Origin of the sequence: Streptomyces sp. GbtcB7, from assembly GCF_019091445.1 — a bacterium.
In the GTDB taxonomy this organism is placed as follows: Bacteria; Actinomycetota; Actinomycetes; order Streptomycetales; family Streptomycetaceae; genus Streptomyces; species Streptomyces mirabilis.
In genome coordinates this window covers 45861-69102 of sequence record NZ_JAGXJM010000026.1, presented here as the reverse complement: position 1 = coordinate 69102, position 23242 = coordinate 45861, and the positions used below count along the sequence as shown (strand labels likewise).

Below are 23242 nucleotides of genomic sequence, written 5' to 3'. Positions count from 1 at the left end.
TCCCGCACGGAGCGCCTGCTGAGGACTAGTTCATCGTGGCGCCGATCGTCGTGCTCCCCGTCGTCAGGAACGTCGTCGCGGGCAGCGAGCCGTCGGACTTGCGGGAGTTGTACGTCGTCGACGCGTCCGTGGAGACGAAGGACGGGGTGGAGACGCCCGAGTCCCAGTTGCTGCCGGCGGACGTGACCGAGGACCCCTTGGAGACCGCCGCGCTGCCGTTGCTCACCGCCAGGTTCTTGCCGAGCTTCGCGGAGCTGGTGGCGAAGTAGTAGCCGTACTTGCCGTTGGCGTACGCGGTGGTGCGGTTGATGACGATCGAGCCGGTGTTGGAGTTCTCGGTGAAGCCGTTGCCCGCGTCGTCCCAGGCGGCGGAGTTGTTGACGACGTGTGCGACGACCTCGCCGTCGCCGCCCAGCTTGTAGCCGTTGCCGTCGCCCGCGAAGGCCGAGTCGCCCCAGCGGTTCTTGCCGTTGCCGAAGGACCAGGTGTGCTCGACGGTGACGGGCGACGAGAAGGACCAGAAGTCGATGCCGTCGTCCGAGTTGTTGTACAGGCGGGCGCCGGTGATCAGGTTGCCGGTGCCGGAGCCGAACTTCACGGCGACTCCGTCCGCGTTCTCGCCATGGGTGGCGGCGTCGTAGTTGCCGGACGAGTCGAGGTTCTTGACCGTGTTGTTGACGGTGCCGTCACCCGTGAGCGTGAAGCCGGAGTCGCCGCCGTTGATGGTCTTGATGTTGTTCCAGTTCGTGCCGGTGCAGGACTGGCAGACGACCGCGCTGTCCGGGGAGTTCTGGAAGGTGAGGTTGGAGACGTTCCAGTAGTCGGCGGTCAGCTTGAAGATCCAGTCCCCGGCGGGCAGCGACGAGCCGTCGATCTTCACCGTCTCCGAGCCGTACGCCTGGAGGGTGACGGGGCTCGACGAGGTGCCGTTGGCCGTCGACTGGAGGGTGGCCGTCGGGTAGTACGTGCCGGCGCGCACCTGGATGACGGTGCCGGCGGTGGCGTTCTTGATGGCGCTGGTGAGGTCGGCCGTGGTGCTGACGACGACGGTCGCCGCCTGGGCCTGGGTGGGCAGGACGGCGAGTCCGGCGCCGAGCGCCAGGGTGGCGCCGAGGGCGAGAGCGGTTCGACGAGACATGGAGTGCGGTCCTTTCGTCGATACGGGTGGGGGGAGCTACTGCGGTGATCGGTGCGGGGACATCACGGGCACCAGTCGCCGAGATACGCCGCACGCGTGTGCGATATGGCTTCCGTGTCCGTGAGCTGGGGACGGTTCTCCGGGACGGTGATCTCCGCGCCGGGGCCGGTGTTGCGGTACTCGCGAAAGCGCATGGACTGCCAGGGGTAGGCCTCGCGCATGTCGACGTAGGGCGCCACCGCGTCGATGCCGGGGCCGAGTTCCGTCTCCCGTACGACCAGGGACGGCCAGGCCGTCGTCTCGTACGACGGCACCCACGGCCGCGCGATCTTGTACGCACCGTCCTGCGCGCCCGAGGTGACCCGGCCGTGCAGGGCCAGGAAACCGTGCGGGTTGGCGCGGGCCGTGGAGGGCGCGAAGACCATCCCCTCGGGCTTGAAGGCGACGTCCCGGTCGAGGGTGTGGAAGTGGCAGCGCTCGAAGACGGCGGTGGCCCGCCCGAAGACGAAGTCGACGTCGCCCTCGATGTAGCAGTCGCGGTAGTACTGGCGGTCGAAGGTGGTCAGGGCCGTCGTGTCCGCGAACAGGGTGTCCTGGTGTGCCAGCAGGCGGACGTGGGTGAAGGACGAGCGGTCCCCGGTGACGTACGCCGCCACCGCCTGGGTCCCGGTGATGTCCGGGTGATCGGCGCGCAGCCAGTCGTTGGCGAGCGTCAGCCCGCGCACGGTGAGCCCCGGCGCCGCCGAGGTGAAGGTGGCGGAGCCCGCGGTGCCGTACGTTCCGGAGCCGTCCGGCTTCTGGGTGCCGTTGGCGTTGTCGTACACGACGACGGCGTCGCGCGGGTCGCGGCCGGCGCCGAGCAGCGTCAGGCCGGCCTTGTCGGCGGGGATGTTCACGACCTCGCGGTATGTGCCCGGGTGCACGACGATCGTCCAGCCGACGCCCGTCACCGCGTCGACGGCGGCCTGGACGGAGTCACCGGGGCGGACGTGCAGCACCCGGCGCCCGCCCGCGAAGGCGGGAGTCGCGCCGAGGAAGCCGAGCGCACCGGCCGTGGCGAGAAAGGCGCGTCGGCGCATCTCAGCACCCCTTCCACGGTGTCCAGTCGCCGAGGTACGCCTCCCGGGTCGCCGACTCGGCCTCCCCGGGGCTCAGTTGGGGACGGTTCTCGGGGATGGTGATCACGGACCCCGGCCCCGTGTTCCGGTACTCGGCGAAGCGCTGGCTCTGCCACGGATAGGTGTCCGCCATGTCGGTGTAGGGCGCGACCGCGTCGATCCCGGCGGCGAGGCGGGTGTCGCGGACGGTCAGCATGGGCCGGGCGGTGGTGTCCGAGCCGGGCACCCAGGGGCGGGCGAGCTTGTAGTACGCGTCCGGGGCCTCGCTGCTGACACGGCCGTGGGTGACCAGGTGGCCGCGCGGGTTGGCGAGCGCGGTGGAGGGGGCGAAGACGAAGCCGTACGGGGCGGTCGCCAGGTCCGTGCGGTTCAGGGTGCGGAAGTGGCAGCGCTCGAAGACGGCGGTCGCCCGCCCGAAGACGAAGTCCACGTCACCTTCGACGTAACAGTCGCGGTAGTACTGGCGGGCGAAGGTGCCGAGCGCGATCGAGTCGGCGTACAGCGTGTCCTGGTGGCCCAGGAACCGGCACCCCACGAAGGCCGAGCGGTCGCCCTGCACCTTGACGGCGACCGCCTGGGTGCCGGTGATCTCGGGGTGGTCGGCGCGCAGGAAGTCGTTGGCGAAGGTGATCGAGCGGGCGGTGAACCCGTCGGCCTGCACGGTGGTGGTGGCCGACCCGGTGGTCCCGTAGGTGCCGCCGCCCGGCTTCGGGGTGCCGTTGGCGTTGTCGTACACGACGACGACGTCACGCGGGTCCCCGGAGGCGCCGATCCAGGTCATCTCCGTACGGGCGACGCTGACGGCTACCGTCTCGCGGTAGGCGCCCGGCGCGATGACCAGCGTGAACCCGCTGCCACTCGCCGCGGTCACGGCGGCCTGGACGGTGGTGTGGTCACCGAGGCCGCCGGGGTGGACGTACAGGGTCCGCTCGGTGAGCCGGGCGGACGGCGAACCGTAACGCCCGAAGGGGGACTTCTCCTGGGGCCGCGCCTGGGCCCGCGCGGGAGTCGCGAGGCCGAGCGCGAGAGCGGCTCCGGCGCCGAGGAAGGTTCTCCGGCTGGGGACGGCAGGGCCGGGTGTGGTGGTGCGGGAGAGCATGGCGATGCTCCTTCGCTGTGCCGCGAGGTTCAGAAGCCTCGCGGGCTCTGCGGGAGGGACGAGGGGCCGGAGCGGCGCGCCCTGGATGAGGGGCGGTGCGGAGCCGCTCCGGCCTGACCGGGAGGGCTGGAACGATCGGAGCCGGTTCGACCGGATCAGCTGGTCGACCGGGTCGGTTGGTCAGCCGGATCAGCTGGTCAGCAGATCTTTCCGGCGCCTGCCCCGCGGTCCACGATCCGCGGCACCGCCCTGGGCGAGTCGACCTTCGTGCGCAGGGTCGGCGTCCATCCGGCCCCGGATTGCAGCGTCTCCGCCGGGATCTCCGCGTTGTGCACGGCGATCAGGTCGGTGGCCGCCCCGTTGACGTAGTTGTCCGCGGCGGTGAGCGGCGCCTCCTTCCACTTCTTCAGGACGGTCGCCGCGCTGACCCCGGCGGGCAGCGTGAACGCGTTGTGCTCGGCGACGAGTTGGGACTCCATGCCGATGCCGTAGCTGTAGGAGTAGCCGTCGCCCGCGACGAAGTGGTTGTTGTACGAGTCGACCTGGCCGAAGCGGACACGCGGCGCGCGCTCGACGAGGTTCGAGAACAGGTTGTGGTGGAAGGTGACCTTGAGGTGGCCCCGGTCGACCGCCGCGGTGGACGCGCTGTCGCTGTTGCCGATGAGGATCGTCTTGTCGTGGTCGGCGAAGACGTTCCAGGAGGCGGTCACGTAGTCCGCGCCCTTGACGATGTCCAGCTCGCCGTCGTGCTGCTCGAAGATCCGGCCGAAATACGTGGGCAGCGTGCTGTCGGGGTGGTCCCCGTCGGTGAAGGTGTTGTGGTCCAGCCAGACGTGCGTGGAGCCGTACACCACCGCGCTGTCGTACTCGGAGTTCCAGTTGCCGACGGAGGTGTCGGTCGGATCCCACTGCGGGAAGCAGTCGAGCGGGCTCTCGAAGGTGAGGTTGCGGACGATGACGTTGTCCACGGCCTTGATCTGGAGGCTGGCGCCCTTGAACCCCGCGCCCTTGCCGAGGCCGACGAGGGTGGTGTTGGCGGGGATCTCCGCCTTGATGGCGGTGTCCTGGTTGGCGGCGGAGGCGCGGCGCAGACCTTCGGGGCTGTCGTCGGGCTCGGCGTCCAGGTTCGTGCCGTATCCCCAGTTCTCCGGCGAGTACTTCTGCAGATAGGCGTCGAAGCCGTAGCCCGGCGCGGCGAAGGAGTCGCAGCCCTCGGCGTTGGCGTCGATCGTGCCCTTCACCTGGATGATCTTCGGGGCGGTGCCGCCGTTCTTCAGCGCGGCCTTGAACTCGGCCCAGGTGGTGACGGTGTACACGTGCGCGGTGTCGGCCGCCGCACCACCGGAGGTCCCCGTGCCGTAGGAGCCCCAGCCGTCACCGGTGGCGAGGGTCCCTCGGCCGAGGTCGCCCGACCGGGCCTGGGCCTGGGCGGTGGTGCCGGTGACGGCGAGGGCCAGGGAGGTGCAACCGACCAGCAGGGCCGTCGTCACCGGCCCTGTTGTGGCATGTGCATGCCATCTCTGCGTGTTCACCGGATCCCTCCGAGGACGCTCCGGCCTTCAGGCCGGGGAGGAATCGGACACCTGTGCAGCAGGGCAGGAACAGCCGGTTCGCCTCCAGGGCGGACCGGCGTCCTGCTAGCGTGATTCGCAGACGATGCGTCGCGAGAGCCAAGCACGCGGAGTCTCCTTCAAGTTGTGTGACCTCGCAGCAGGTGAGCTGCCCGGGCTGGTTTCAACCCGGCTGGTGTTGATCGTGGAAGACCTGACGGACCGCCGGTCCGAGAGGCGGCGTGAGCCAGGAATTACCTCCGTTCACGGAGGTGAGGATTCAATGTGCGGCTCTCCTTCTGGCTGAGGGTTCTGTGGAAGGGGGTTACACGGCCGCGTCCGGCCAGGTGATCCAGGACTCGGGGACTTCCTCGTCCAGCCGGCGCACGTCCCGGTGTGCCAGCACCCGGCGGTGCAGCAGCTCGGCCGTGACGAGACGGGCCACGGCGATCGCACCCGGCGGGTTGAAGTGGGTGTTGTCCTGCTCGGTCGCGGTCCAGTTGAAGTACTTCTTGGTCTCCTCGACGCCGAGCCGCTGCCACAGGGCGATCGACAGGGCCTGGATGTCGAGCAGCGCCACGCGCTCCTCCTCGGCGAGGGCACGCATCGCCGCCGGGTAGTCGCCGTGGGTCGGCACGGCGTTGCCGTCCGCGTCGAACTTTCTGCGCTCCACGGAGGTGGCGAGCACCGGCCGCGCGCCACGGGCCCGCGCCCCGTCGACGTACTGCCGCAGGTAGTCCTGGTAGGTCGTCCAGGGCTCGGTGTAGCGCGTCGGGTCGGCGCTCTTCTCGTCGTTGTGCCCGAACTGGATGAGCAGGAGGTCGCCGGGCCGGATCGCCTCGAAAATGACCTCGAGCCGCCCCTCGTCGACGAAACTCTTCGAACTCCGCCCGTTCACGGCGTGGTTGGCGACGCCCAGGTGCTCCCGCAGGAAGAACGGCAGCGCCATGCCCCACCCGGTCTCGGGCGCGACGTCCGCGTACTTCTGGGCGGCGGTGGAGTCACCGGCGATGTAGAGGGTGCGGCGACGCTGGGCGGCTTGTGCGGTGCCGGTCGCCGCAAGAGCGACCGGAACGGCGACAAGGGCCGCCGAGGTGACCTGTCTGCGGGTGAGGGACACAGGCGTGTGCCTTTCAGCAGAGGGTGGGCCCGCGCCCCGTCTTTAGGGGCGCGGGGAACTGCGCGACCAGCCACGCCCGGCCCGCGGTCGCCACACAACCTGGAAGACCACGAACCGACCGCACCCGGCCCAGCGGAGCTAGTGGTTCGCCTTCCAGTCCGCCTGCGCCTTGTTCAACTGGTCGGCCAGCGTGTCCAGGAACTGCTTCGCGCTCATCTTCCCGAGCAGCAGCTTCTGGAAGTTCGGCTCGTTGTCGGACTTGGAGATCGTGTTCCAGTCCGGCAGGTAGTACGGCAGCTGCACGATCTTGGTACCGGCCCCGTTCAGCGCCTCCGCGGCCAGCTTGGTGGGCTCGGCCTTCTGGATCCACGCGTCCTTCGCGGCGTCGGTGTTCGCCGGGACCTGTCCCGCCGACTCGTTGAACTTGGAGTTCTCCGCCGCCGAGAGGGCGAACTCGATGAACTTCCAGCCGGCCGCCTTGTTCTTGCTGGACTTGAACAGGCTCATCCCGTCGACCGGGTTGGACACCTGCACGCGTGTGCCGTCGTCCTGCGTCGGGTTCGGGATGCCGCGGAACTTCTCCGCACCCAGCGCCTTCACGTGGTCCTGGTAGGAGCCGAGGTTGTGGCTGAGCATGCCGATGGTGCCGCTGTCCCACTGGGCGACCATCTTGGTGAAGTCGTTGTTGACGTCGGCGGACGGGGTGTCCTTCTTGTACAGGGCGATGTACTTCTCGAGGGCGGCGACGTTCTTCGGGTCGTTGACGGTGGTCTTGTCGCCGTTCCAGAACGAGGTGATGCCGGTCTGGCCGTACACCGCGTCGAGGGCCGGCGCGATGGCTCCCTCGCCGCCCCGGATGGTGAAGCCGAACTTGTTCTTGCCCTTGTCGGTGAGCTTGTCGGCGGCGTCGTAGAACTTCGACCAGGTGGTCGGGGCGTCCAGTCCCGCCGCCTTGAACAGGTCCGTCCGGTACCACAGCGTGCCGTTGTTGGCCGAGGTCGGCACCTGGTACAGGGCGTCACCGCCGCCCGCGGACCGGCTGACGTCGAGCAGGTTCTGGCTCAGCTTGCCGTTCAGCGAGCTCCCCTTGAGCCGGCTCTCCAGCGGTTCAAGCGCTCCCTGGACGGCGACCTCGGCGAGCATCGCGGTGCCCACGCCGCCGACGTCGGGCAGGCCGCCGCCCTGGATGGCGGTGTCGTACTTCGACTGGGCGCTCGCCGCCGGGATGCCGACGTACTTGACCTTGATGTCCGGGTACTTCTTCTCGAAGTCCGCGATGATCTGCTTCCAGATGTCGGTGCGGACACCGCCGTTGTTGTCCCAGAAGGTGATCTCGCCCTTGCCGGAGCCCTCGGTGCCCTTGTCGCCCGCCGCTCCGCTGCCGTTGTCGCCGCAGGCGGTGGCGGTGAGCGCGAGCACGGAGCCCAGGGCGACGACCGTCGCGGCACGCCCGGTTCTGTGCATGTTGATCTTCATTGATCGGCTCTCTTCTTCTGGATCCAACGGGGTTGTGGGGTCTTGTCAGCGGAAGGAACTGGTGATGCGGAACTGCGTGAACGAGGCCGCGCCGGCGTGTCCCCCGCCGACGGGCGCGAGTGCGAAAAGTCCGAGCAGGGCGCCGACCCAGCGCCAGGGGGTGGCGGCGAAGACCTGGCCGGAGGGCTGCCGGCCGCCCCCGACGTCGTACGAGAACCGGCAGCGCGCCCCCGCCCCGCTCTCGATCCACAGCCGGGCCCGCCCCTCGGGCGCCTCTCGCGGATGTGCGGCGTCGCGTTCACGCTCGGCGACCGACTCGGCGAACCGGTGCACGAGCCGCACCGATCCGTCCGCCTCCCGCTGGAGCCCGATCCAGCTGAAGGCGTCGCCGAGCACCGCGAGTCCCGCCCGCGCCCCCGGCTCCTCGCTGTCGAGGCGCAGCTCCACCTCGACGGTGGCGGGGGTGCCGGGTAACCGCTGGGTGAGGACGTTCGGCAGTCTGCGCAGGTCGTGCGCGTCCACCGTCCGTACGCAGCTCAGCCGCAGTCCGTCCCCCGAGTGCTGGGTGGCCCAGCCGTCCTGCCGGTTGGCGGTCCACTGCCACTGCCGTCCGAACCGGCCGCCGGGGAAGTCGTCGTCGGTGGCGGGCGCGGAGGGCGGCTGCGGCGGCAGTCGCGGCTTCCGGTGTACGGCGACGGGGACACCCTTGTCACCGAGCACCGGCCAGCCGTCGGCGCCCCAGCGCATCGGCTGGAGGTGGACGACCCGCCCGTAGGGCCCGCGCTGCTGGAAGTGCGCGAACCAGTCCTCGCCGGCCCCCGTGCGCACCCAGCCGCCCTGGTGGGGGCCGTTGACCTCGGTGTCCCCCTGCTCCAGCACCACCCGCTCCTCGTACGGGCCGAAGAAGCCGCGCGAGCGGAAGGCGCCCTGCCAGCCGGTCTCCACTCCCCCGGCGGGTGCGAAGATCCAGAACCAGCCGTCGTGCCGGTAGGCCTTGGGCCCTTCGAGGGTGAACCAGCCCGGGATCCGGTCCGCGTCGATGATCACCTTGCCCTCGTCGAGCAGTCCGGTGCCGTCGGGGCGCATGCGGTGGCCGGTGAGCCGGTTCTTCACGCCCGCGCGGGACTTGGCCCAGGCGTGCACGAGATACGCCTCGCCGGTCTCCTCGTCCCACAGCGGGCAGGCGTCGATGAGTCCCTTGCCCTCCTTGACGAGGTGCGGCCGGGTCCAGGGACCGCGGATCTCCGGGGCGTTGACCTGGAAGATGCCGTGGTCGGGGTCGCCCCAGAAGATCCAGAAGCGGTCGTCGTGGTGCCGCAGGGACGGCGCCCACACCCCGCAGTCGTGCCGGGGCTTCCTGAAGTCCCTCGCGGGTTCGAGGAGTTGGAGGGCGTGTCCGACGAGCGTCCAGTTGACCAGGTCGCGGGAGTGCAGGAGCGGCAGGCCGGGCACGCGACCGAAGCTGGAGGCGGTGAGGTAGAAGTCGTCGCCCACGCACAGCAGGTCGGGGTCGGACCAGTCGGCGTCGAGGACGGGGTTGCGGTAGGTGCCGTCGCCGAGGTCGGCGGAGGTCAGCGCCATCAGGGGCTCACCGCCTTGCGTACCAGCGCCGCGGCCTCGCTTCTGCCGAGGGCGCCGTCCGCGACGACGGTGACGATCCGGCGTACGACCGTCTCCCCGGGCGGGATCGGCAGCCGTTCGGTGTGCGCGAGGGAGGAGCCGACGCCCGGGTACTCGGTGGTGCGCACGAACCACGGGTCACGGCGGGTCGCGGCGGTGGCCCCGGCGAAGACGAGGGTCCAGCCCGCACCCACGAGGGCGAGCCAGTCGGCGGGGGCTCCGTGGACCGCCTCCTCGCCCTCGGTGTCGGCGGTGAAGACGCGCGGCGCCTGTGCTTCCTTGCGGGCCCGCCAGAAGAAGCCGCCGTAGGCCGCTCCGGGCCGCCCGTTGGTGGCCGGGCTGCCGATCGACAGGGGGTGCGTGGTCGTGTTGGTGAGGGAGAAGGTGAAGTCCAACGCCCAGGCGGAGTCGGTGAGTTCGGTGACGGCGACCGTGCGGCGCTCGCGCAGCAGCTCGCCGCCCGCGGCCACCCAGCGCAGCTCCTCCACGAAGCCGTCCGGGTCGCGCAGCTGGAAACCGGCGTGCCGCTGGGCGCCGTGGTTGGCGAGCTCGGTGGGTCCCTGGTCGCGGACGTAGGTGCGGCCGCCCCAGAAGTTGTGCCCCTCGACGTCGGGAACGGCGACACCGACGCCGAGGTGGTGGGTGTGGTCGGCGGGGCTGAGCTCGGTGACAGCCGTGCCGGCCAGGGTGGTGACCGGGTGGAGATAGGGGCGCGGCGAGAACCGGGGGGCGAGTTCGGGCCGGGTGACGTACCGGCCGACCGGGCGGCCCGCGACTCGCAGGACGAGCGAGTCGGTGCTCTGCGCGTGGTTCATGGGGTGCTCACCTCGCTTCCCACCTTGTTCGCAGACTTGTCCGCGGCCTTGTCCGCGGCCTTGTTCGGGACGTCGCTTCGAACGTCGTTCGGGGCCTGGTGCGGCCGGGCCCAGGAGGCGCCGAGCTCGGAGTAGAGGGCGAGGGTGTCGGCGGCGGCCGCGACGAGTCCGTCGATGCCGGGCACGACCCGACGGTTCTCCTCGGGGAGCAGCTCCCAGGCGTCGGCGGGCAGCGCGAGCGGATCCGGCGCCTGCCGGATCGCTTCCACCACCTTCATGAAGGCACCCGTCACATCCGGCGCGACCAGCAGTTCGGCGCCCTCCATCAGATGTGCGACCAGGTTCTCCAGCAGGTCCGTACGGCCGTACTCGATCTCCTCGGGGCCGTGCCCCGACCGCTGCACCAGCACGCGGTCCTGCTTGTACCAGAAGGTGATCCGGCCGCTGCTGCCGTGCACCAGGACGTACGGTTCGCCGGGCCGCTCGGCACAGAGCGTGGCGGCGACGGTGACCCGGCCCCGCGGGGTGGTGATCCGTACGCAGGACGTGTCGTCCGACTCGATGTCGTTGGCGCGCAGCAGCTCGGTCTCGATCGCGGTGACATCCTCGGCGCGGGTGGACCCGTTGAGCGCGAGGGCGGTGGCGACGGCGTGCGCGAGGGGGTTGGTGAGCGCCCCGTCGATCACGTCCACGCCGTTCAGACGGCGCTTGCCCGCCCACGGCGCCCGCCGGTAGTACGCCTCGTCGCGTGCCCAGGCGCCCGCCCCGCCGATCCCGGCCACCTGGCCGATCGCACCCTGCGCGATCAGCTTCCGGATCGCGGGCACGGCGTGCGAGCCGAGCGACTGGAAGCCGATCTGGCAGACGACCCCGGCCGCGGCGACCCCGTCGGCCATCCGGCGGAACTCCGCGTACGACGGCGCGGGCGGCTTCTCCAGGAGCAGGTGTACGCCCTTGCCCGCGGCGATCAGCGCCAGGTCGGTGTGGGTGGGGATGGGCGTGCAGATCACGGCGATCGCGGCGCCGGTGGAGTCGAGAAGGGCGCCGAAGTCGGCCGACTGCTCGACCGTCTGCCCGTTCAGTTCCTCCGCGTCGAGCGGGGTCAGCTCGCAGATGCCCGCCAGCCGTACGAGCCCCTTGTCCTGGAGCCGGCGGATGTTCTCCAGGTGCCAACGGCCGTGGCCGCGCGCACCCGCGAGAACGACGGGCAGCGGCAGTTTTCCGGTGGGCGTGCTCGACGGGAATTCCTCGGCGGGCCTCATCCCTTCACCGCCCCCGCGCTGAAGCCGGTGATCAGCCACTTCTGGATGAAGGCGAAGACGATGACGACGGGGACGGCCGCGATGATGCCGCCCGCGGCGAGCGCGCCCAGGTCGACACTGTCGGAGCTCATCAGCGTGTTGAGGCCGACGGGGATGGTCTGCTTGCTCTGGTCGCTGAGGAACATCAGGGCGAACAGGAAGTGGTTCCAGGCGTGCACGAAGGCGAAGGAGCCGACGGCGATCAGCCCGGGCCGCAGCAGGGGCAGGACGACGATCCGGAAGGCGGTGAAGCGGTCGCAGCCGTCGACCCAGGCGGCCTCTTCGAGCGAGTACGGGACGTTCCTGATGAACCCGCTGATGAGGATCATCGACAGCGGCAGCTGGAAGACCGTCTCGGCGATGATGACGCTGCCCAGCGAGTTGATCATCTGGAGCTTGGCGAAGATCTGGAAGAGCGGGACCAGGAGCAGCGCGCCCGGCACGAACTGGGAGCAGAGCAGCGCCAGCATGAAGCCGCGCTTGATCCTGAAGTCGAAGCGGGCCAGGGCGTAGCCGCCGGCGAGGGCGACGAGGGTCGTCATCACCAGCGTGGCGACGGCGATGAGCACGCTGTTCTGGAAGTAGGTCCCGAAGCTGCGGTCGTTCCACACCTTGTCGAAGTGGTCGAAGGTCATGGGCCACGGCACGAGCGAGGTCGAGCCGGCCGGGCGCAGCGCGAAGAGCAGGATCCAGTAGAAGGGGATCAGGGTGAAGAGGAGGTAGAGGGAGAGCGGGAGGTAGATGTGCCACCGCGGGACCTCGTCCCAGGCGCGGCGCTTCTTTCCCGGGCGCTGCCGGGGCTCCTCGGCGGGTGGGGCGGGCGCCGCGGGGGCGCTGATCGTGGCGTCCTCGGTGATCACTTGTCCCCGCCTCCGAACTTGCTCAGTCGCAGATAGACGACCGAACAGAACAGCAGAATCACGAACGCGACCGTGGTGAGGGCGGACGCGTAGCCGAAGTTGTGGGCGTCGACGCTGGTGTTGGCGATGTAGAGCGGGAGGGTCGTCGTCTCGCCCGCGGGACCACCGCCCGTCAGCGTGTAGAGCAGGTCGACGTTGTTGAACTCCCACACCGCGCGCAGCAGCGTGGACAGGATGATGGCGTCCTTCAGGTGCGGCAGCGTGATGTGCAGGAACTGCTTGAAGCGGCTGGCGCCGTCGACCTCGGCGGCCTCGTACAGGTCCTTGGAGACGGACTGGAGGTCGGCGAGGATCAGGATCGCGAAGAAGGGGACACCGCGCCACAGGTCGGCGACCACGGCCGCCGGGAAGACGGTGGAGGTGTCCGACAGCCAGCTGGTGCCGTACTGGCCGATGCCCGCGTCGGCCAGGTAACGGGTGATGCCGGTCTGGGAGTTGTAGAGCAGCACCCAGATCGCGGAGGTCAGCACACCGGAGACGGCCCAGGGCGAGAAGACCAGCGCGCGGCCGACGGCCCGTCCCACGAAGGTCTGGTTGACGATCAGCGCGAGCGCGAGCCCGAAGAGCAGTTGCAGGCCGACCTCGACGAAGACCCACTTGGCGCTGAAGGTCAGCGTGTCCCAGAACTGGGGGTCGCTGGTGAAGGCGTGGGTGAAGTTGTCGAAGCCCGCGAAGCCGTTGCGCCACGGTTTGGTGGGGTTGTAGTTCTGCAGGCTGTAGTAGAAGACGCTGATGACCGGGTAGGCGATGAAGCCCAGCATCAGCAGGCCCGCCGGGGCGATCAGCAGATACGGGAGCTTGCGGGGCGTCGCCGAGCCACGGCGCCGCCGGGGTGGCGCGGGCTGTTTCGCCACGACTGCGGCTTGGGCCATGACTGTTCTCCGTTCTGGCGGGTGCCGTGGAACGCTTGCCGTACGACAGGAAGCGCTTGCTACGTACACATGGGTGAAGCGCTTGCTGTTTGGTGATCACTGCTTGCTGTTCAAGATGTCGATCAGGTGAGACTCAAAGAGGGGCGGCCCTCGCGGGCGCGCTCAGCCCGCGTACGGGTCCGGCACCTTCCCCGGCCGGGCCAGGAACGCGAAGTCGCAGCCGGTGTCCGCCTGGGTGATCTGCTCGTTGTAGAGCGCCCCGTACCCGCGCTCGTACCGTTCGGGCGGCGCCGTCCACTCCGCCCTGCGCCGCTCCAACTCCGCTTCGTCCACGTTGAGCTGGAGCGACCGTGCCTCGACGTCGAGGGTGATCGTGTCCCCGGTGCGTACCAGGGCGAGGGGTCCGCCGATGTGCGACTCGGGCGCCACGTGCAGCACACAGGCGCCGTAACTCGTGCCGCTCATCCGGGCGTCGGAGATCCGCAGCATGTCCCGTACCCCCTGCTTCAGCAGATGGTCGGGGATGGGCAGCATCCCGTACTCCGGCATGCCGGGACCGCCCTTGGGCCCGGAGCCCCGCAGCACCAGCACGCTGTCCGCCGTGATGCCGAGCGAGGGGTCGTTGATGGTCCGCTGCATGGTCTTGTAGTCGTCGAAGACGACCGCGGGACCGGTGTGCTTGAGCAGCTGCGGCTCGGCGGCGATGTGCTTGATGACGGCGCCGTCGGGGCAGAGGTTGCCGCGCAGTACGGCGACTCCGCCCTCGGCGGCGACCGGGTTGTGCCGGGTGCGGATGACGTCGTCGTCGTGCACCTGGGCGCCGGCCAGCTGCTCGCGCATGCTGTCGTACGACACCGTCGGCCGGTCCAGGTGCAGCAGATCGGTGATCCGCGACAGGAACCCGGGCAGACCGCCGGCGAAGTGGAAGTCCTCCATGAGGTACTTCTGGCCGCCGGGCCGGACGTTCGCGAGCACCGGCACGGTCCGCGCGATCCGGTCGAAGTCGTCGAGCGTGAGGGTGACGCCCGCCCGGCCCGCCATGGCGATCAGATGGATCACGGCGTTGGTGGAGCCGCCGAGCCCGAGGACGGTCGTCACCGCGTCCTCGAACGCGTCCGCGGTGAGGATGTCGGACAACTTCCGGTCCTGACGGACGAGTTCGACGATCCTGAGGCCCGCCGCGGCCGCCATCCGGTCGTGCCCGGAGTCGACGGCGGGGATGCTGGACGCGCCGGGCACGGTCACCCCGAGCGCCTCGGCGGCGGCCGTCAGCGTGGACGCCGTACCCATGGTCATGCAGTGCCCCGCAGACCGCGCGAGCCCGCTCTCCAGCTCGGTCATCTCGCAGTCGCCGATGAGTCCGGCGCGCTTGTCGTCCCAGTACTTCCACATGTCGGTGCCGGAGCCGAGGACCTCGCCTCGCCAGTGTCCGGGCAGCATGGGCCCGGCGGGCACGAAGACGGCCGGCAGGTCGACGGACGCGGCGCCCATGAGCAGGGCGGGCGTGGACTTGTCGCAGCCGCCCATCAGCACCGCGCCGTCGACGGGATACGAGCGCAGCAGTTCCTCGGTCTCCATCGCCAGCAGGTTGCGGTAGAGCATCGGGGTCGGCTTCTGGAAGGTCTCGCTGAGGGTGGAGACCGGGAACTCCAGCGGGAAGCCCCCGGCCTGCCACACCCCCCGCTTCACGGCCTGCGCGCGATCGCGCAGATGGACGTGACAGGGGTTGATGTCGGACCAGGTGTTCAGGATCGCGATGACCGGCTTGCCGAGGTGCTCCTCGGGAAGGTAGCCGAGCTGGCGGGTGCGGGCCCGGTGGCTGAAGGAGCGCAGACCCGACGAGACGCCGCTGCCGTACCACTGATGGCTCCGGAGCTCCTCGGGGCGCTTGGGCTCCCTTCTGCCCTGGCTCATATGGACCACCCCGCGGCGATGGCGGCGACTTCCGCCCGCTCGGACTCGGGCAGTTCCCTGCTCGGCGGGCGCACCTCGCGGCGGCACAGGCCGAGCGAGGCGAGGGCCTCCTTGACCACGGTGACGTTGTTGGCGGAGGTGTTCGCCGCGCGCAGCTCCTCGAAGCGGCGGATCTGCTCCCAGACCTTCATGGCGGCCGGGTAGTCGCCGGCTCGAAGGGCTTCGATCATGTTCAGGGAGACGGCCGGGGCGACGTTCACGAGGCCCGAGGTGAAGCCCGTGGCACCGGCCGAGAAGTAGGACGGGGCGTACGGTTCGGCGAGGCCCGCGACCCACACGAACCGGTCGAGCCCCGCGTCCCGGGCGAAGGCGGCGAAGCGGGCCGCGTCCGGGACGGCGTACTTCACGCCGATCACGTTCGGGCAGACGTCGGCGAGGTCGGCGAGCCGGGCGCCGGGCAGCACCGGGTTGCGGATGTAGGGCACGACGCCCAGCTCCGGCACGGCCTCGGCGATGGCCCGGTGGTAGTCGACCCAGCCGCCCTCCGAGACGTAGGGGTGCACGGGCTGATGGACCATCACCATCTGTGCCCCGAGCTCCCGGGCGTGCCGGGCGGAGGCGACGGCGGTCGGCACGTCGTGTCCGACGCCGACCAGGACGGCGGCGCGGTCGCCGGCCTCGTCGATCGTCAACTCGGTGACGAGGTTCCGCTCTTCGGGGGTCAGGGCGTAGAACTCACCGGTGTTGCCGTTCGGCGTGAGGGTGCGGATGCCGCCGTCGAGCAGCCGACGCAGCAGGGCCCGGTGGGTGTCGCCGTCGATCGTCCCGTCCTCCGTGAAGGGGGTCACGGGGATCGCCACGACCTCGGCGAGCGCCGCCCGCTGGGTCTCGTACGTCGCTGTCATTCCTGTCCAACCTCTTCCTGGGTCGCGGGGAAGGCCCGTCGCACGAACGACTCGATGTGGGCGTGCAGCGCGCGGGCCGCGCCGTCGGCGTCACCGTCCAGGGCGAGGCGCAGGATCTCCCGGTGCTCGCCGGCCTCGCGCTCCCAGGACGGGTCGGCGGCCCAGGCGACCGCCGACACGAGAGCGGCCTGGTCACGCACTTCGTCGAGCATCCGGCCGAGCAGCGGGTTGCCGCAGGAGACGTACAGGGCGCGGTGGAACTCCCGGTTGGAGAGCGAGCGTTCGGCGGTGTCGGAGGCGTCGTCGGCGCGGGTCAGCGCGTCGCGTGCGGCGTCGAGCGACGCCTGGCGCCGTACGGTCCGCCGCAGCGCCTCCGGCTCCAGCAACAGCCGCACGTCGTACACCTCGCGCGCCATGTCCGCGTCCACCATGCGTACCGTGACGCCCTTGTACTGGTTCATCACGACGAGTCCGGTACCGGCCAGGGTCTTGAGTGCCTCGCGCACGGGCGTCTTCGACACCCCGAACTGCGCGGCGAGCTCGGTCTCGACCAGGGCCTGCCCCGGGGTCAACTGCCCGGTGAGGATGCGGTGTTTGATCCCCTCCAGCACGAATTGCGTGCGGGACGGGATCGGAATGGGCACAGAGGTCATGCGCGCCTCTCGGATCTGTATCTGATCTCGTGTATCGCGTCTCATATATGACGTACGAAGTACGACGCGTTGAAGGTAGGAGCGCAGCCGTGTTTCGTCAACGCTTCGAACAAAAGAAGTTGCAGTGACCAAGGAGGTCCGGGCCGCCGGACCGTCTGTGCGCGGTGTTCGCTTTCGCGATGCTGGTTGATGTCCGCCCTGCGGAGGAACGCGAGAACCCTCCCCTCACACTCGGCCCGTGGTCCCTGTACAGCGCCCCGTTCGCCTCGATGTCGTGCACGATCAGATCGCGCACAGCCCTTCCGGAATCCGTATGCCTCTGCAACTCGGCGAAGGTGCCGGGCATCCCCGTCCGGCACCCCGCTTCAGCGGCACCCGTGGTCTCCGGCGAGGCCGGGCTACGGCTTCCAGCCGGGGTCGCGGCCGCTCAGGCCGATCACGCGGTCGAGGAGGGGCGCATCGTCGGGCACCGGCACCACGGGGCCGAACACGCCCTCGCCCGGACCGGAGTTCTCGGCCGCGGCGGCGAGGAAGCCGTACGCCGCCCGCAGCGCGACCTCGTCGGGCTCGTACTCCCGGCCGGTGGCCCGGGCCAGGTCCCAGCCGTGCACCACCAGTTCGTCGGCGGCCACGGCCCCGGCGACCGCGCCCGGCAACGTCACCCCGCCCGCACGGGTCTCACCGGTCCAGGCGGCCGGGTCGCGCCAGGCCTCGGCGAGCTCGTCGAGCGCCTTCGGCAGGGTCTCGCGCCAGTCGGGCCCGATGTCCGGCACCACGGAACCGGGGTTGGTGTCGGTCGTGACGCCCAGGTCCTTGCGCCCGGCGTCACGGAAGGCGACGGCCAGTCCGCCCAGATGCCCGAGCATGTGGTGCACCGCGAGCCCGGGACAGGGAGTGTCGCGGTCGAGCTGCTCCCGCGTCGTCTCCGCCGCGAGGCGCGCCACGATCAGGGCCTGCGGCCCGAGGTCGAAGGTGTCGAAGGTCCGGTCGTCCGTCATCCGCTGCTCCCCAGCTCTTGAGCTCTTCAGCTCTTGTGTGGCGCCCCTGCGGAGGTAGACCGGAACCACGCCCGGAACTCATCGCTCCCCGGCCGAGGAGATAGGTCGGGTGCCCGATCCTCCACCGCCCTCCTTAGCACCACGATCACCTGCCATGACATGGACGGTGACGCGTGTTCTGGGCGACCGCGACGCGGGGTTGTACCTGACCGGAGTGGTGGTCTCGGGCTTCGGCTCGTCGGCGATGTGGCTGGTGTCGGGCATCTGGGTCAAGGACCTGACGGGCTCGAACGGTCTGGCGGCCCTGTGCGTGTTCGCCCTCTGGGCCCCCACGCTCGTCGGCCCCGTCCTCGGCGTGCTCGCGGACCGCACCCACCGCCGGCCACTCCTGATCGCCGTGAACCTGGCCCTGGCCGCGCTCCTGCCGACGCTTTTCGCCGTGACCACAGGGGACCGCCTGTGGATCCTCTTCACGGTGCTTCTGATCTACGGGGCGGCGGGCGTCGTCCATGACGCGGCGGAGTCGGCGCTCGTGGCCACGGCCGTCGACAGGCACCTCCTCGGCGACTTCAACGGCCTGCGCATGACGGCGGGCGAGGGCATGAAGCTCCTGGCCCCGCTGACCGGGGCAGGCCTGTACGCGGCGTACGGCGGTGCGAGGGTGGCCGCCCTGGACGCCGTGACGTTCGCCCTAGCGGCCGGGCTGTACGCGCTGCTGCGGGTCCGCGAGGCCCCGCCCGCCCCGGACCCCTCGGCCTGGCGGGCCCGGACCGCCGCGGGCATCCGCCACATCCGGCATCACCCGGAACTGCGGCCACTGATCCTGGCCGCGGCCACGACCATGCTCTTCGCGGGCCTCAACGGCGCCACGGTCTACGCCGTCGCCGAGGGTCTTGGCCACTCCCCCGCGTACGTCGGCCTCCTCTACGTCGCCCAGGGCGTCGGCTCGGTGCTGATCGGCCTGGTCTCGGGTCCCCTGCTGCGCCGACTGGGCGAGCGCCGCTTCGCCGCGTACGGCATCGCCCTCACGGCGGTCGCGGTCTCGCTCCGCGCGGTCCCGTCCGACGCGGTGGCCCTGGTCTGCGGCGCGGCGATCGGCTTCGGCCTCCCCTGCGTCCTGATCGCCGCGTACACCGCCGTCCAGCGCGAGACTCCGGCCCCGCTCCTCGGCCGCGCCTCCGCCACCGCGAACACCCTGATGTACGCCCCGAACGCGCTCGGGCTGGCCGTCGGCGCGGGCCTGGTCGAACTGGTCGACTACCGGCCCCTGCTCCTCACCCTCGGGCTGACCCGCCTCCTGACCCTGCCCCCGCTCCTCCAACGCCGGAGGCCCCGGGGCTTGTAGGGCCCCCGGGGGCCGGGCTCAGGCCGACCCCGTCAACACCGCCCGCACGGCTTCCAGATCCCCGTCCGAAGCCAACCCCGCGTGATACAGCCGCAGTTCGGTCGCGCCCGCCGCAGCCGCCCGGGCCGCGTCGTCCGCCAAGGTGCCCGGACTGCCTCCCATCCCCGACACGACCGTGAAGTTGGCGGCCAGCACGGCCGCGTCCCGCCCCTGTTCCGCGAACGGCGCCAGCGGGCCCACCCCACCCGTGCACGGCACCACCACCCCGTCCGCCACGGACAGAATGTGCCCGGGATCGACCCCGGCGTTCGCCCCGCAGTGGTACGACACGGGATCGGCGTGCAGCACCACCTGGAAGCCGGCCGGCGCGGCCGCCCGCACCGCCGCGACCACCGCCTCCTGGAGCGAACAGGCCACGCCCTCACGCCACGCGCGCGTGGCGGCCGCCGTCTCACCCCCGAGCAGCTTCTCGACCACCGGCCAGCCGCCCTCCGACGGCACGTCCCCCCGCCACACCGGCTCCAGCGCCTCCCGGACGGCCGACGCCAGGTCGTCCGCGTCGAGCCCGTATCCCCCGTACCCCGCCCGGCAGGCCGCGCAGAAGCAGAGCGACATCAGGTACTGGCCGGCGTCCCCGAGTCCCACCCCGCCGATCTTGTCGTGCGCGTGCAGATGCGTGAGGCCGTACCAGCCGAGCGACTCCAGTTCCGTACCCAGCGCCCCGGGCCGCACCGCCGCCTCCACCGCGAGGTCGACGAGGTACGCCCGTGTGTCGGCCTGCGCGATGCACGGCGCCCACGCATAGCGGTCCCCGTAGGCGTTGACGACGGAGGTGGACGGATGCTCGGCACCCATCCGGGAGTTGTGCGCGAGGACCACCCATGTGTGGACGTCAAGGCCGGCCTCCGCGAGCGCGCCGGCCGCCTCCCCGTACGCGTCCCCGGGCGCCCAGTCCCCGGCGGCGAACGGCCGCAGCGCGCGGCCCTCCCACCGTGCGTCGTCGACGGGGTACAGGACGGCGGCGTGCGCGGCCGTCACGATCCGGTGCCGGGGGTGGCGGGGGGTCAGCGCGCGCGTGGAGTGGTACGCGGAGGCGAGCGTCGCCTGCCGCACCCCGAGCCCGGCGATCCGCTCGGCCGCCCCCGGGTCCCCGACGACGTCCCACGGATAGACGAAAGCGGACGCCTTCACTCGCCCTCCCCCGGCCGACCTTCTCCCCCAGGTCCCTCAAGCGCTCCGGCAGGCCCCTCATGCGCTCCCTCAGGCCCCTCGAGCGGTTCCAGCAGCGCGTACCCCCGCTCGATCAGCTGCGCGAGCTGCTTCACATGGTCCTCGGTCGGCTCGTGCAGCGGCGGCCGTACCTCACCCACGTCCAGCCCCCGCAGCCGCACCCCCGCCTTGACCAGGGAGACCGCGTATCCGCGGCCCTGGGCCCGCAGGTCGACGAAGGGGCGGTAGAAGCCGTCCAGCAGCCGGTTCGCCGTCTCGTCGTCGCCCGCGTTGAGCGCCGCGTGGAACGCCAGGGCGATCTCGGGTGCGAAGCAGAAGACCGCCGACGAGTACAGCGTGATGCCGATGCCCCGGTACGCGAGCCCCGTCAGCTCGGCGGTCGGCAGCCCGTTGAAGTACAGGAAGTCACCGGGGACCTCGCTCCGCACGGCGCTCACGATCCGCTGCATCAGGTCGAGGTCGCCCACCCCGTCCTTGAAGCCGATGATCCCTTCGGTGCGGGCGAGTTCGACCACGGTCTCGGGCGTGAACACGGCGTTGTCGCGCTGGTAGACCACGATGTCCAGCGAGGTGGCGGCGGCGAGTTCCCGGTAGTGCCGCAGGAGCCCCTCCTGCCCCGCCACCACCAGATACGGCGGCATCGCGAGCAGCCCGTCGGCCCCGGCCTCCTCGGCGAGGCGTGCGAACCGTACGGCGAGCGCGGTCCCGTACCCGGCGCCCGCGACGACCGGAACCCGCCCGGCCGTCTCCTCCACGGCCGCCCGTACGCAGTCCTGGAACTCCTCGGGCGTGAGCGCGTGGAACTCCCCGGTGCCGCAGCAGGCGAAGACGGCGGCGGCACCGGCCTCGACGCCGCGCCGCACGTGCGCGCGGTAGGTGTCGAGATCGAGGGCACCGTCGGGGCCGTACGCCGTGACGGGGAAGAACAGCGGCCCGCTGGGGACGCTGAGCCGAGCGGCAAGGGGGGCTGACGTCACGGACTCTCCCTGGGGCAGGTGCTCACGCACACAACAGCGGTGCATGTTTCTGATCCATGTCCATATTTCTGAACGCCACCACGCTAAAGCGCGACCTTGGGGCCGGTCAAGCGCGCAAACCCGCGACACAGCAGCGGATTTCGCCACCTCCGCGCGACACTTGACGCGGCAGGTCGGGGCTCCTTAGCGTGTCCATGGATGTGAATGCCGTACACGAATACGGCCACTCACGTGGCCGTGAGGAGAAACCCGCATGCCCGCTCCCCGCACCGTTCTGCTCACCGGCGCCGCCGGCGGACTCGGCACCCTGATGCGGGGACTGCTGCCGGACTACGGCTACGAGCTGCGCCTCCTCGACCTGCTGCCCGTCGAGGGCGAGCCGGACGCGCTCACCGCTGACCTCGCGGACAAGGCCGCCCTGCGCGAGGCCGTGCGGGGCGTCGACGCGATCATCCACCTCGCGGGCATCTCCCTGGAAGCCTCCTTCGACAAGATCCTCAAGGCGAACATCGAGGGGACGTACAACCTGTACGAGGCGGCGCGCGAAGAGGGCGTACGACGCATCGTCTTCGCCTCCTCCAACCACGCCGTCGGCTTCACCCCGCGCCCCCGGGGCGAGGCCCCCTTCGACGACGACGCCCTGATCCCCATCGACACCCCGCACCGCCCGGACACCTTCTACGGGCTCTCCAAGTCCTTCGGCGAGGACCTGGCGCAGTTCTACTGGGACAAGCACGGCCTGGAGACGGTCTCGGTCCGCATCGGCTCCTGCTTCGCGGAGCCCACCAGCGTGCGCATGCTCTCCGTCTGGATGAGCCCCGAGGACGGCGCCCGTCTCTTCCACGCGGCGCTGACCGCCGAGGACGTACGGCACACGGTCGTCTACGGCTCCTCCGCCAACACCCGGCTGTGGTGGGACCTCTCGACGGCCCGGGCGCTGGGCTACGAGCCGCGCGACGACTCCGAGCCGTACGCCGAGAAGCTCATCGCCGAACAGGGCGAGCTCGACCCGGCCAACCCGGACCACGCCCACCTGGGCGGCCACTTCACGACGCATCCGCCGATCTGGCCGTACTGACCACCGGACGGCCGTACGGACGACCGGACGGCGGCCGTAGCGACGACCGGGCGGCCGGAAGACGACCGTGCGGCGAGGGCGTGAGAGGGCGGGCGGGCACCGAACGGGCCCGCCCGCCGCCGTGTTCGGGCACGAACCCTGCCCGATCCCACCCCGCCCACCGCTGCGCCCCAGGTCCGGCACGGGCGCCCGCCCCGCCAAACGGTCACAGCCGGGCACCATCGGTCACGCAACAGGCCTGGTCAGTGCCGCGCACCCGCTGTAGAACTTCCCCCAAGGCCCACACCGGGCCCGAACGGGCAGTACGCACAGGACGCAGGGAGCAGGTGTCGGCCATGACCGCGGAAGAACGTCAGCGGGAGATCGTCAGGGCCGCCCGCCGTACCGGCGCGGTCGACGTCACCGCGCTCGCCGCCGAACTGGGCGTCGCCAAGGAGACCGTGCGACGCGACCTGCGCGCCCTGGAGGACCACGGCCTGGTCCGCCGCACCCACGGCGGCGCCTACCCCGTGGAGAGCGCCGGGTTCGAGACGACGCTCGCCTTCCGGGCCACCAGCCATGTACCCGAGAAGCGCCGGATCGCGAGCGCCGCGGCCGAGCTGCTCGGGGACGCCGAGACCGTGTTCATCGACGAGGGGTTCACCCCGCAGCTCATCGCCGAGGCACTCCCCAAGGACCGGCCACTGACCGTGGTCACCGCCTCCCTGGCCACGGCGGGCGCACTCGCCGAGGCCGACCACACCAGCGTCCTGCTTCTCGGCGGCCGGGTCCGCCCCGGCACGCTCGCGACCGTGGACCACTGGACGACGAAGATGCTCGCCGGCTTCGTCATCGACCTGGCGTACATAGGCGCCAACGGCATCTCCCGCGAACACGGCCTCACCACCCCCGACCCGGCGGTCAGCGAGGTCAAGGCCCAGGCGATCAGGGCCTCCCGGCGCACGGTCTTCGCGGGCGTGCACACCAAGTTCGGGGCGGTCAGCTTCTGCCGCTTCGCGGAGATCACCGCCCTGGAAGCGATCGTCACAAGCACGCTGCTTCCGACGTCGGAGGCGCACCGGTACTCCCTGCAGGGCCCCCAGGTCATCCGAGTCTGAAAACCCAACTCACCCA

20 protein-coding genes are annotated in these 23242 nt (G+C 70.8%); 3 read left to right on the top strand and 17 right to left on the bottom strand.

What is annotated here, in order from left to right; genetic code table 11:
• Window positions 1-25: 25 nt before the first annotated feature.
• The 15 genes from KVT44_RS35630 to KVT44_RS35560 form a co-directional block, all read right to left on the bottom strand.
• Window positions 26-1138 (bottom strand): chondroitinase-B domain-containing protein, encoded by a 1113-nt coding sequence (locus KVT44_RS35630; RefSeq protein ID WP_217571532.1) that lies wholly within the window; start codon window positions 1136-1138, stop codon window positions 26-28.
• 62 nt (window positions 1139-1200) lie between these two features.
• Window positions 1201-2217 (bottom strand): pectinesterase family protein, encoded by a 1017-nt coding sequence (locus KVT44_RS35625; RefSeq protein WP_217571530.1) that lies wholly within the window; start codon window positions 2215-2217, stop codon window positions 1201-1203.
• Between the two features lies 1 nt (window position 2218).
• Window positions 2219-3355, bottom strand: coding sequence for a pectinesterase family protein (locus tag KVT44_RS35620; protein WP_217571528.1), 1137 nt, complete (start codon window positions 3353-3355; stop codon window positions 2219-2221).
• A gap of 197 nt (window positions 3356-3552) precedes the next feature.
• Window positions 3553-4887 carry a polysaccharide lyase family 1 protein gene (locus tag KVT44_RS35615; protein WP_217571526.1) on the bottom strand — a complete coding sequence of 445 codons (1335 nt, stop codon included), beginning with the start codon at window positions 4885-4887 and terminating at the stop codon, window positions 3553-3555.
• Between the two features lie 343 nt (window positions 4888-5230).
• Window positions 5231-6025 (bottom strand): rhamnogalacturonan acetylesterase, encoded by a 795-nt coding sequence (locus KVT44_RS35610; protein ID WP_217571524.1) that lies wholly within the window; start codon window positions 6023-6025, stop codon window positions 5231-5233.
• 138 nt (window positions 6026-6163) lie between these two features.
• Entirely contained in the window at window positions 6164-7501 is a 1338-nt protein-coding gene (locus KVT44_RS35605) for a sugar ABC transporter substrate-binding protein (protein WP_217571522.1), read from the bottom strand.
• A 45-nt stretch (window positions 7502-7546) separates the two neighbouring features.
• The gene (locus KVT44_RS35600; RefSeq protein ID WP_190170323.1) at window positions 7547-9082 is read right to left on the bottom strand and encodes a glycoside hydrolase 43 family protein; all 1536 of its coding nucleotides are present in this window, start codon (window positions 9080-9082) and stop codon (window positions 7547-7549) included.
• Complete coding sequence (locus KVT44_RS35595) at window positions 9082-9936, bottom strand: PmoA family protein (RefSeq protein ID WP_217571520.1); 855 nt, start codon at window positions 9934-9936, stop codon at window positions 9082-9084. Before KVT44_RS35595 ends, KVT44_RS35600 begins: the two co-directional genes overlap by 1 nt.
• Window positions 9933-11198, bottom strand: coding sequence for a Gfo/Idh/MocA family protein (locus KVT44_RS35590; RefSeq protein WP_217571518.1), 1266 nt, complete (start codon window positions 11196-11198; stop codon window positions 9933-9935). Before KVT44_RS35590 ends, KVT44_RS35595 begins: the two co-directional genes overlap by 4 nt.
• A complete protein-coding gene (locus KVT44_RS35585) occupies window positions 11195-12097 on the bottom strand; it encodes a carbohydrate ABC transporter permease (protein WP_190170320.1) in 903 nt (300 codons plus the stop codon). The genes KVT44_RS35590 and KVT44_RS35585 overlap by 4 nt, the downstream gene beginning before the upstream one ends.
• Window positions 12094-13029 carry a carbohydrate ABC transporter permease gene (locus KVT44_RS35580; RefSeq protein WP_075026190.1) on the bottom strand — a complete coding sequence of 312 codons (936 nt, stop codon included), beginning with the start codon at window positions 13027-13029 and terminating at the stop codon, window positions 12094-12096. The genes KVT44_RS35585 and KVT44_RS35580 overlap by 4 nt, the downstream gene beginning before the upstream one ends.
• A gap of 162 nt (window positions 13030-13191) precedes the next feature.
• Window positions 13192-14943 (bottom strand): L-arabinonate dehydratase, encoded by a 1752-nt coding sequence (araD, locus tag KVT44_RS35575; RefSeq protein WP_217571516.1) that lies wholly within the window; start codon window positions 14941-14943, stop codon window positions 13192-13194.
• A complete protein-coding gene (locus tag KVT44_RS35570; protein WP_060899646.1) occupies window positions 14940-15848 on the bottom strand; it encodes a dihydrodipicolinate synthase family protein in 909 nt (302 codons plus the stop codon). The genes araD and KVT44_RS35570 overlap by 4 nt, the downstream gene beginning before the upstream one ends.
• Complete coding sequence (locus tag KVT44_RS35565; protein WP_190170317.1) at window positions 15845-16501, bottom strand: GntR family transcriptional regulator; 657 nt, start codon at window positions 16499-16501, stop codon at window positions 15845-15847. Before KVT44_RS35565 ends, KVT44_RS35570 begins: the two co-directional genes overlap by 4 nt.
• A 398-nt stretch (window positions 16502-16899) precedes the next feature.
• Window positions 16900-17499 (bottom strand): TIGR03086 family metal-binding protein, encoded by a 600-nt coding sequence (locus KVT44_RS35560; RefSeq protein WP_217571514.1) that lies wholly within the window; start codon window positions 17497-17499, stop codon window positions 16900-16902.
• 154 nt (window positions 17500-17653) lie between these two features.
• On the opposite strand from KVT44_RS35560, the gene KVT44_RS35555 reads away from it, so the two are divergent.
• The gene (locus tag KVT44_RS35555) at window positions 17654-18844 is read left to right on the top strand and encodes an MFS transporter (RefSeq protein ID WP_217571512.1); all 1191 of its coding nucleotides are present in this window, start codon (window positions 17654-17656) and stop codon (window positions 18842-18844) included.
• An 18-nt stretch (window positions 18845-18862) separates the two neighbouring features.
• Here KVT44_RS35555 and KVT44_RS35550 read toward each other — a convergent pair whose 3' ends face one another.
• Window positions 18863-20035, bottom strand: coding sequence for a hypothetical protein (locus KVT44_RS35550; RefSeq protein ID WP_217571509.1), 1173 nt, complete (start codon window positions 20033-20035; stop codon window positions 18863-18865).
• Window positions 20032-21051, bottom strand: coding sequence for a 5-dehydro-4-deoxyglucarate dehydratase (locus KVT44_RS35545; RefSeq protein ID WP_308314198.1), 1020 nt, complete (start codon window positions 21049-21051; stop codon window positions 20032-20034). The genes KVT44_RS35550 and KVT44_RS35545 overlap by 4 nt, the downstream gene beginning before the upstream one ends.
• 253 nt (window positions 21052-21304) lie before the next feature.
• Between KVT44_RS35545 and KVT44_RS35540 the strand changes: the two genes are divergently transcribed.
• Together KVT44_RS35540 and KVT44_RS35535 are read left to right on the top strand one after the other, a co-directional pair.
• Window positions 21305-22129 (top strand): NAD(P)-dependent oxidoreductase, encoded by an 825-nt coding sequence (locus KVT44_RS35540; RefSeq protein ID WP_217571508.1) that lies wholly within the window; start codon window positions 21305-21307, stop codon window positions 22127-22129.
• 326 nt (window positions 22130-22455) lie between these two features.
• The gene (locus KVT44_RS35535) at window positions 22456-23226 is read left to right on the top strand and encodes a DeoR/GlpR family DNA-binding transcription regulator (protein WP_079064868.1); all 771 of its coding nucleotides are present in this window, start codon (window positions 22456-22458) and stop codon (window positions 23224-23226) included.
• Window positions 23227-23242: the final 16 nt, after the last annotated feature.

Excerpts from the sequence above, each read along its gene's own strand:
- KVT44_RS35630 (WP_217571532.1), bottom strand. The coding sequence starts at position 1,138 with ATGTCTCGTCGAACCGCTCTCGCCCTCGGCGCCACCCTGGCGCTCGGC.
- KVT44_RS35625 (WP_217571530.1), bottom strand. The coding sequence starts at position 2,217 with ATGCGCCGACGCGCCTTTCTCGCCACGGCCGGTGCGCTCGGCTTCCTC.
- KVT44_RS35620 (WP_217571528.1), bottom strand. The coding sequence starts at position 3,355 with ATGCTCTCCCGCACCACCACACCCGGCCCTGCCGTCCCCAGCCGGAGA.
- KVT44_RS35605 (WP_217571522.1), bottom strand. The coding sequence starts at position 7,501 with ATGAAGATCAACATGCACAGAACCGGGCGTGCCGCGACGGTCGTCGCC.
- KVT44_RS35600 (WP_190170323.1), bottom strand. The coding sequence starts at position 9,082 with ATGGCGCTGACCTCCGCCGACCTCGGCGACGGCACCTACCGCAACCCC.
- KVT44_RS35595 (WP_217571520.1), bottom strand. The coding sequence starts at position 9,936 with ATGAACCACGCGCAGAGCACCGACTCGCTCGTCCTGCGAGTCGCGGGC.
- KVT44_RS35590 (WP_217571518.1), bottom strand. The coding sequence starts at position 11,198 with ATGAGGCCCGCCGAGGAATTCCCGTCGAGCACGCCCACCGGAAAACTG.
- KVT44_RS35580 (WP_075026190.1), bottom strand. The coding sequence starts at position 13,029 with ATGGCCCAAGCCGCAGTCGTGGCGAAACAGCCCGCGCCACCCCGGCGG.
- araD (WP_217571516.1), bottom strand. The coding sequence starts at position 14,943 with ATGAGCCAGGGCAGAAGGGAGCCCAAGCGCCCCGAGGAGCTCCGGAGC.
- KVT44_RS35570 (WP_060899646.1), bottom strand. The coding sequence starts at position 15,848 with ATGACAGCGACGTACGAGACCCAGCGGGCGGCGCTCGCCGAGGTCGTG.
- KVT44_RS35565 (WP_190170317.1), bottom strand. The coding sequence starts at position 16,501 with ATGACCTCTGTGCCCATTCCGATCCCGTCCCGCACGCAATTCGTGCTG.
- KVT44_RS35560 (WP_217571514.1), bottom strand. The coding sequence starts at position 17,499 with ATGACGGACGACCGGACCTTCGACACCTTCGACCTCGGGCCGCAGGCC.
- KVT44_RS35555 (WP_217571512.1), top strand. The coding sequence starts at position 17,654 with ATGACATGGACGGTGACGCGTGTTCTGGGCGACCGCGACGCGGGGTTG.
- KVT44_RS35540 (WP_217571508.1), top strand. The coding sequence starts at position 21,305 with ATGCCCGCTCCCCGCACCGTTCTGCTCACCGGCGCCGCCGGCGGACTC.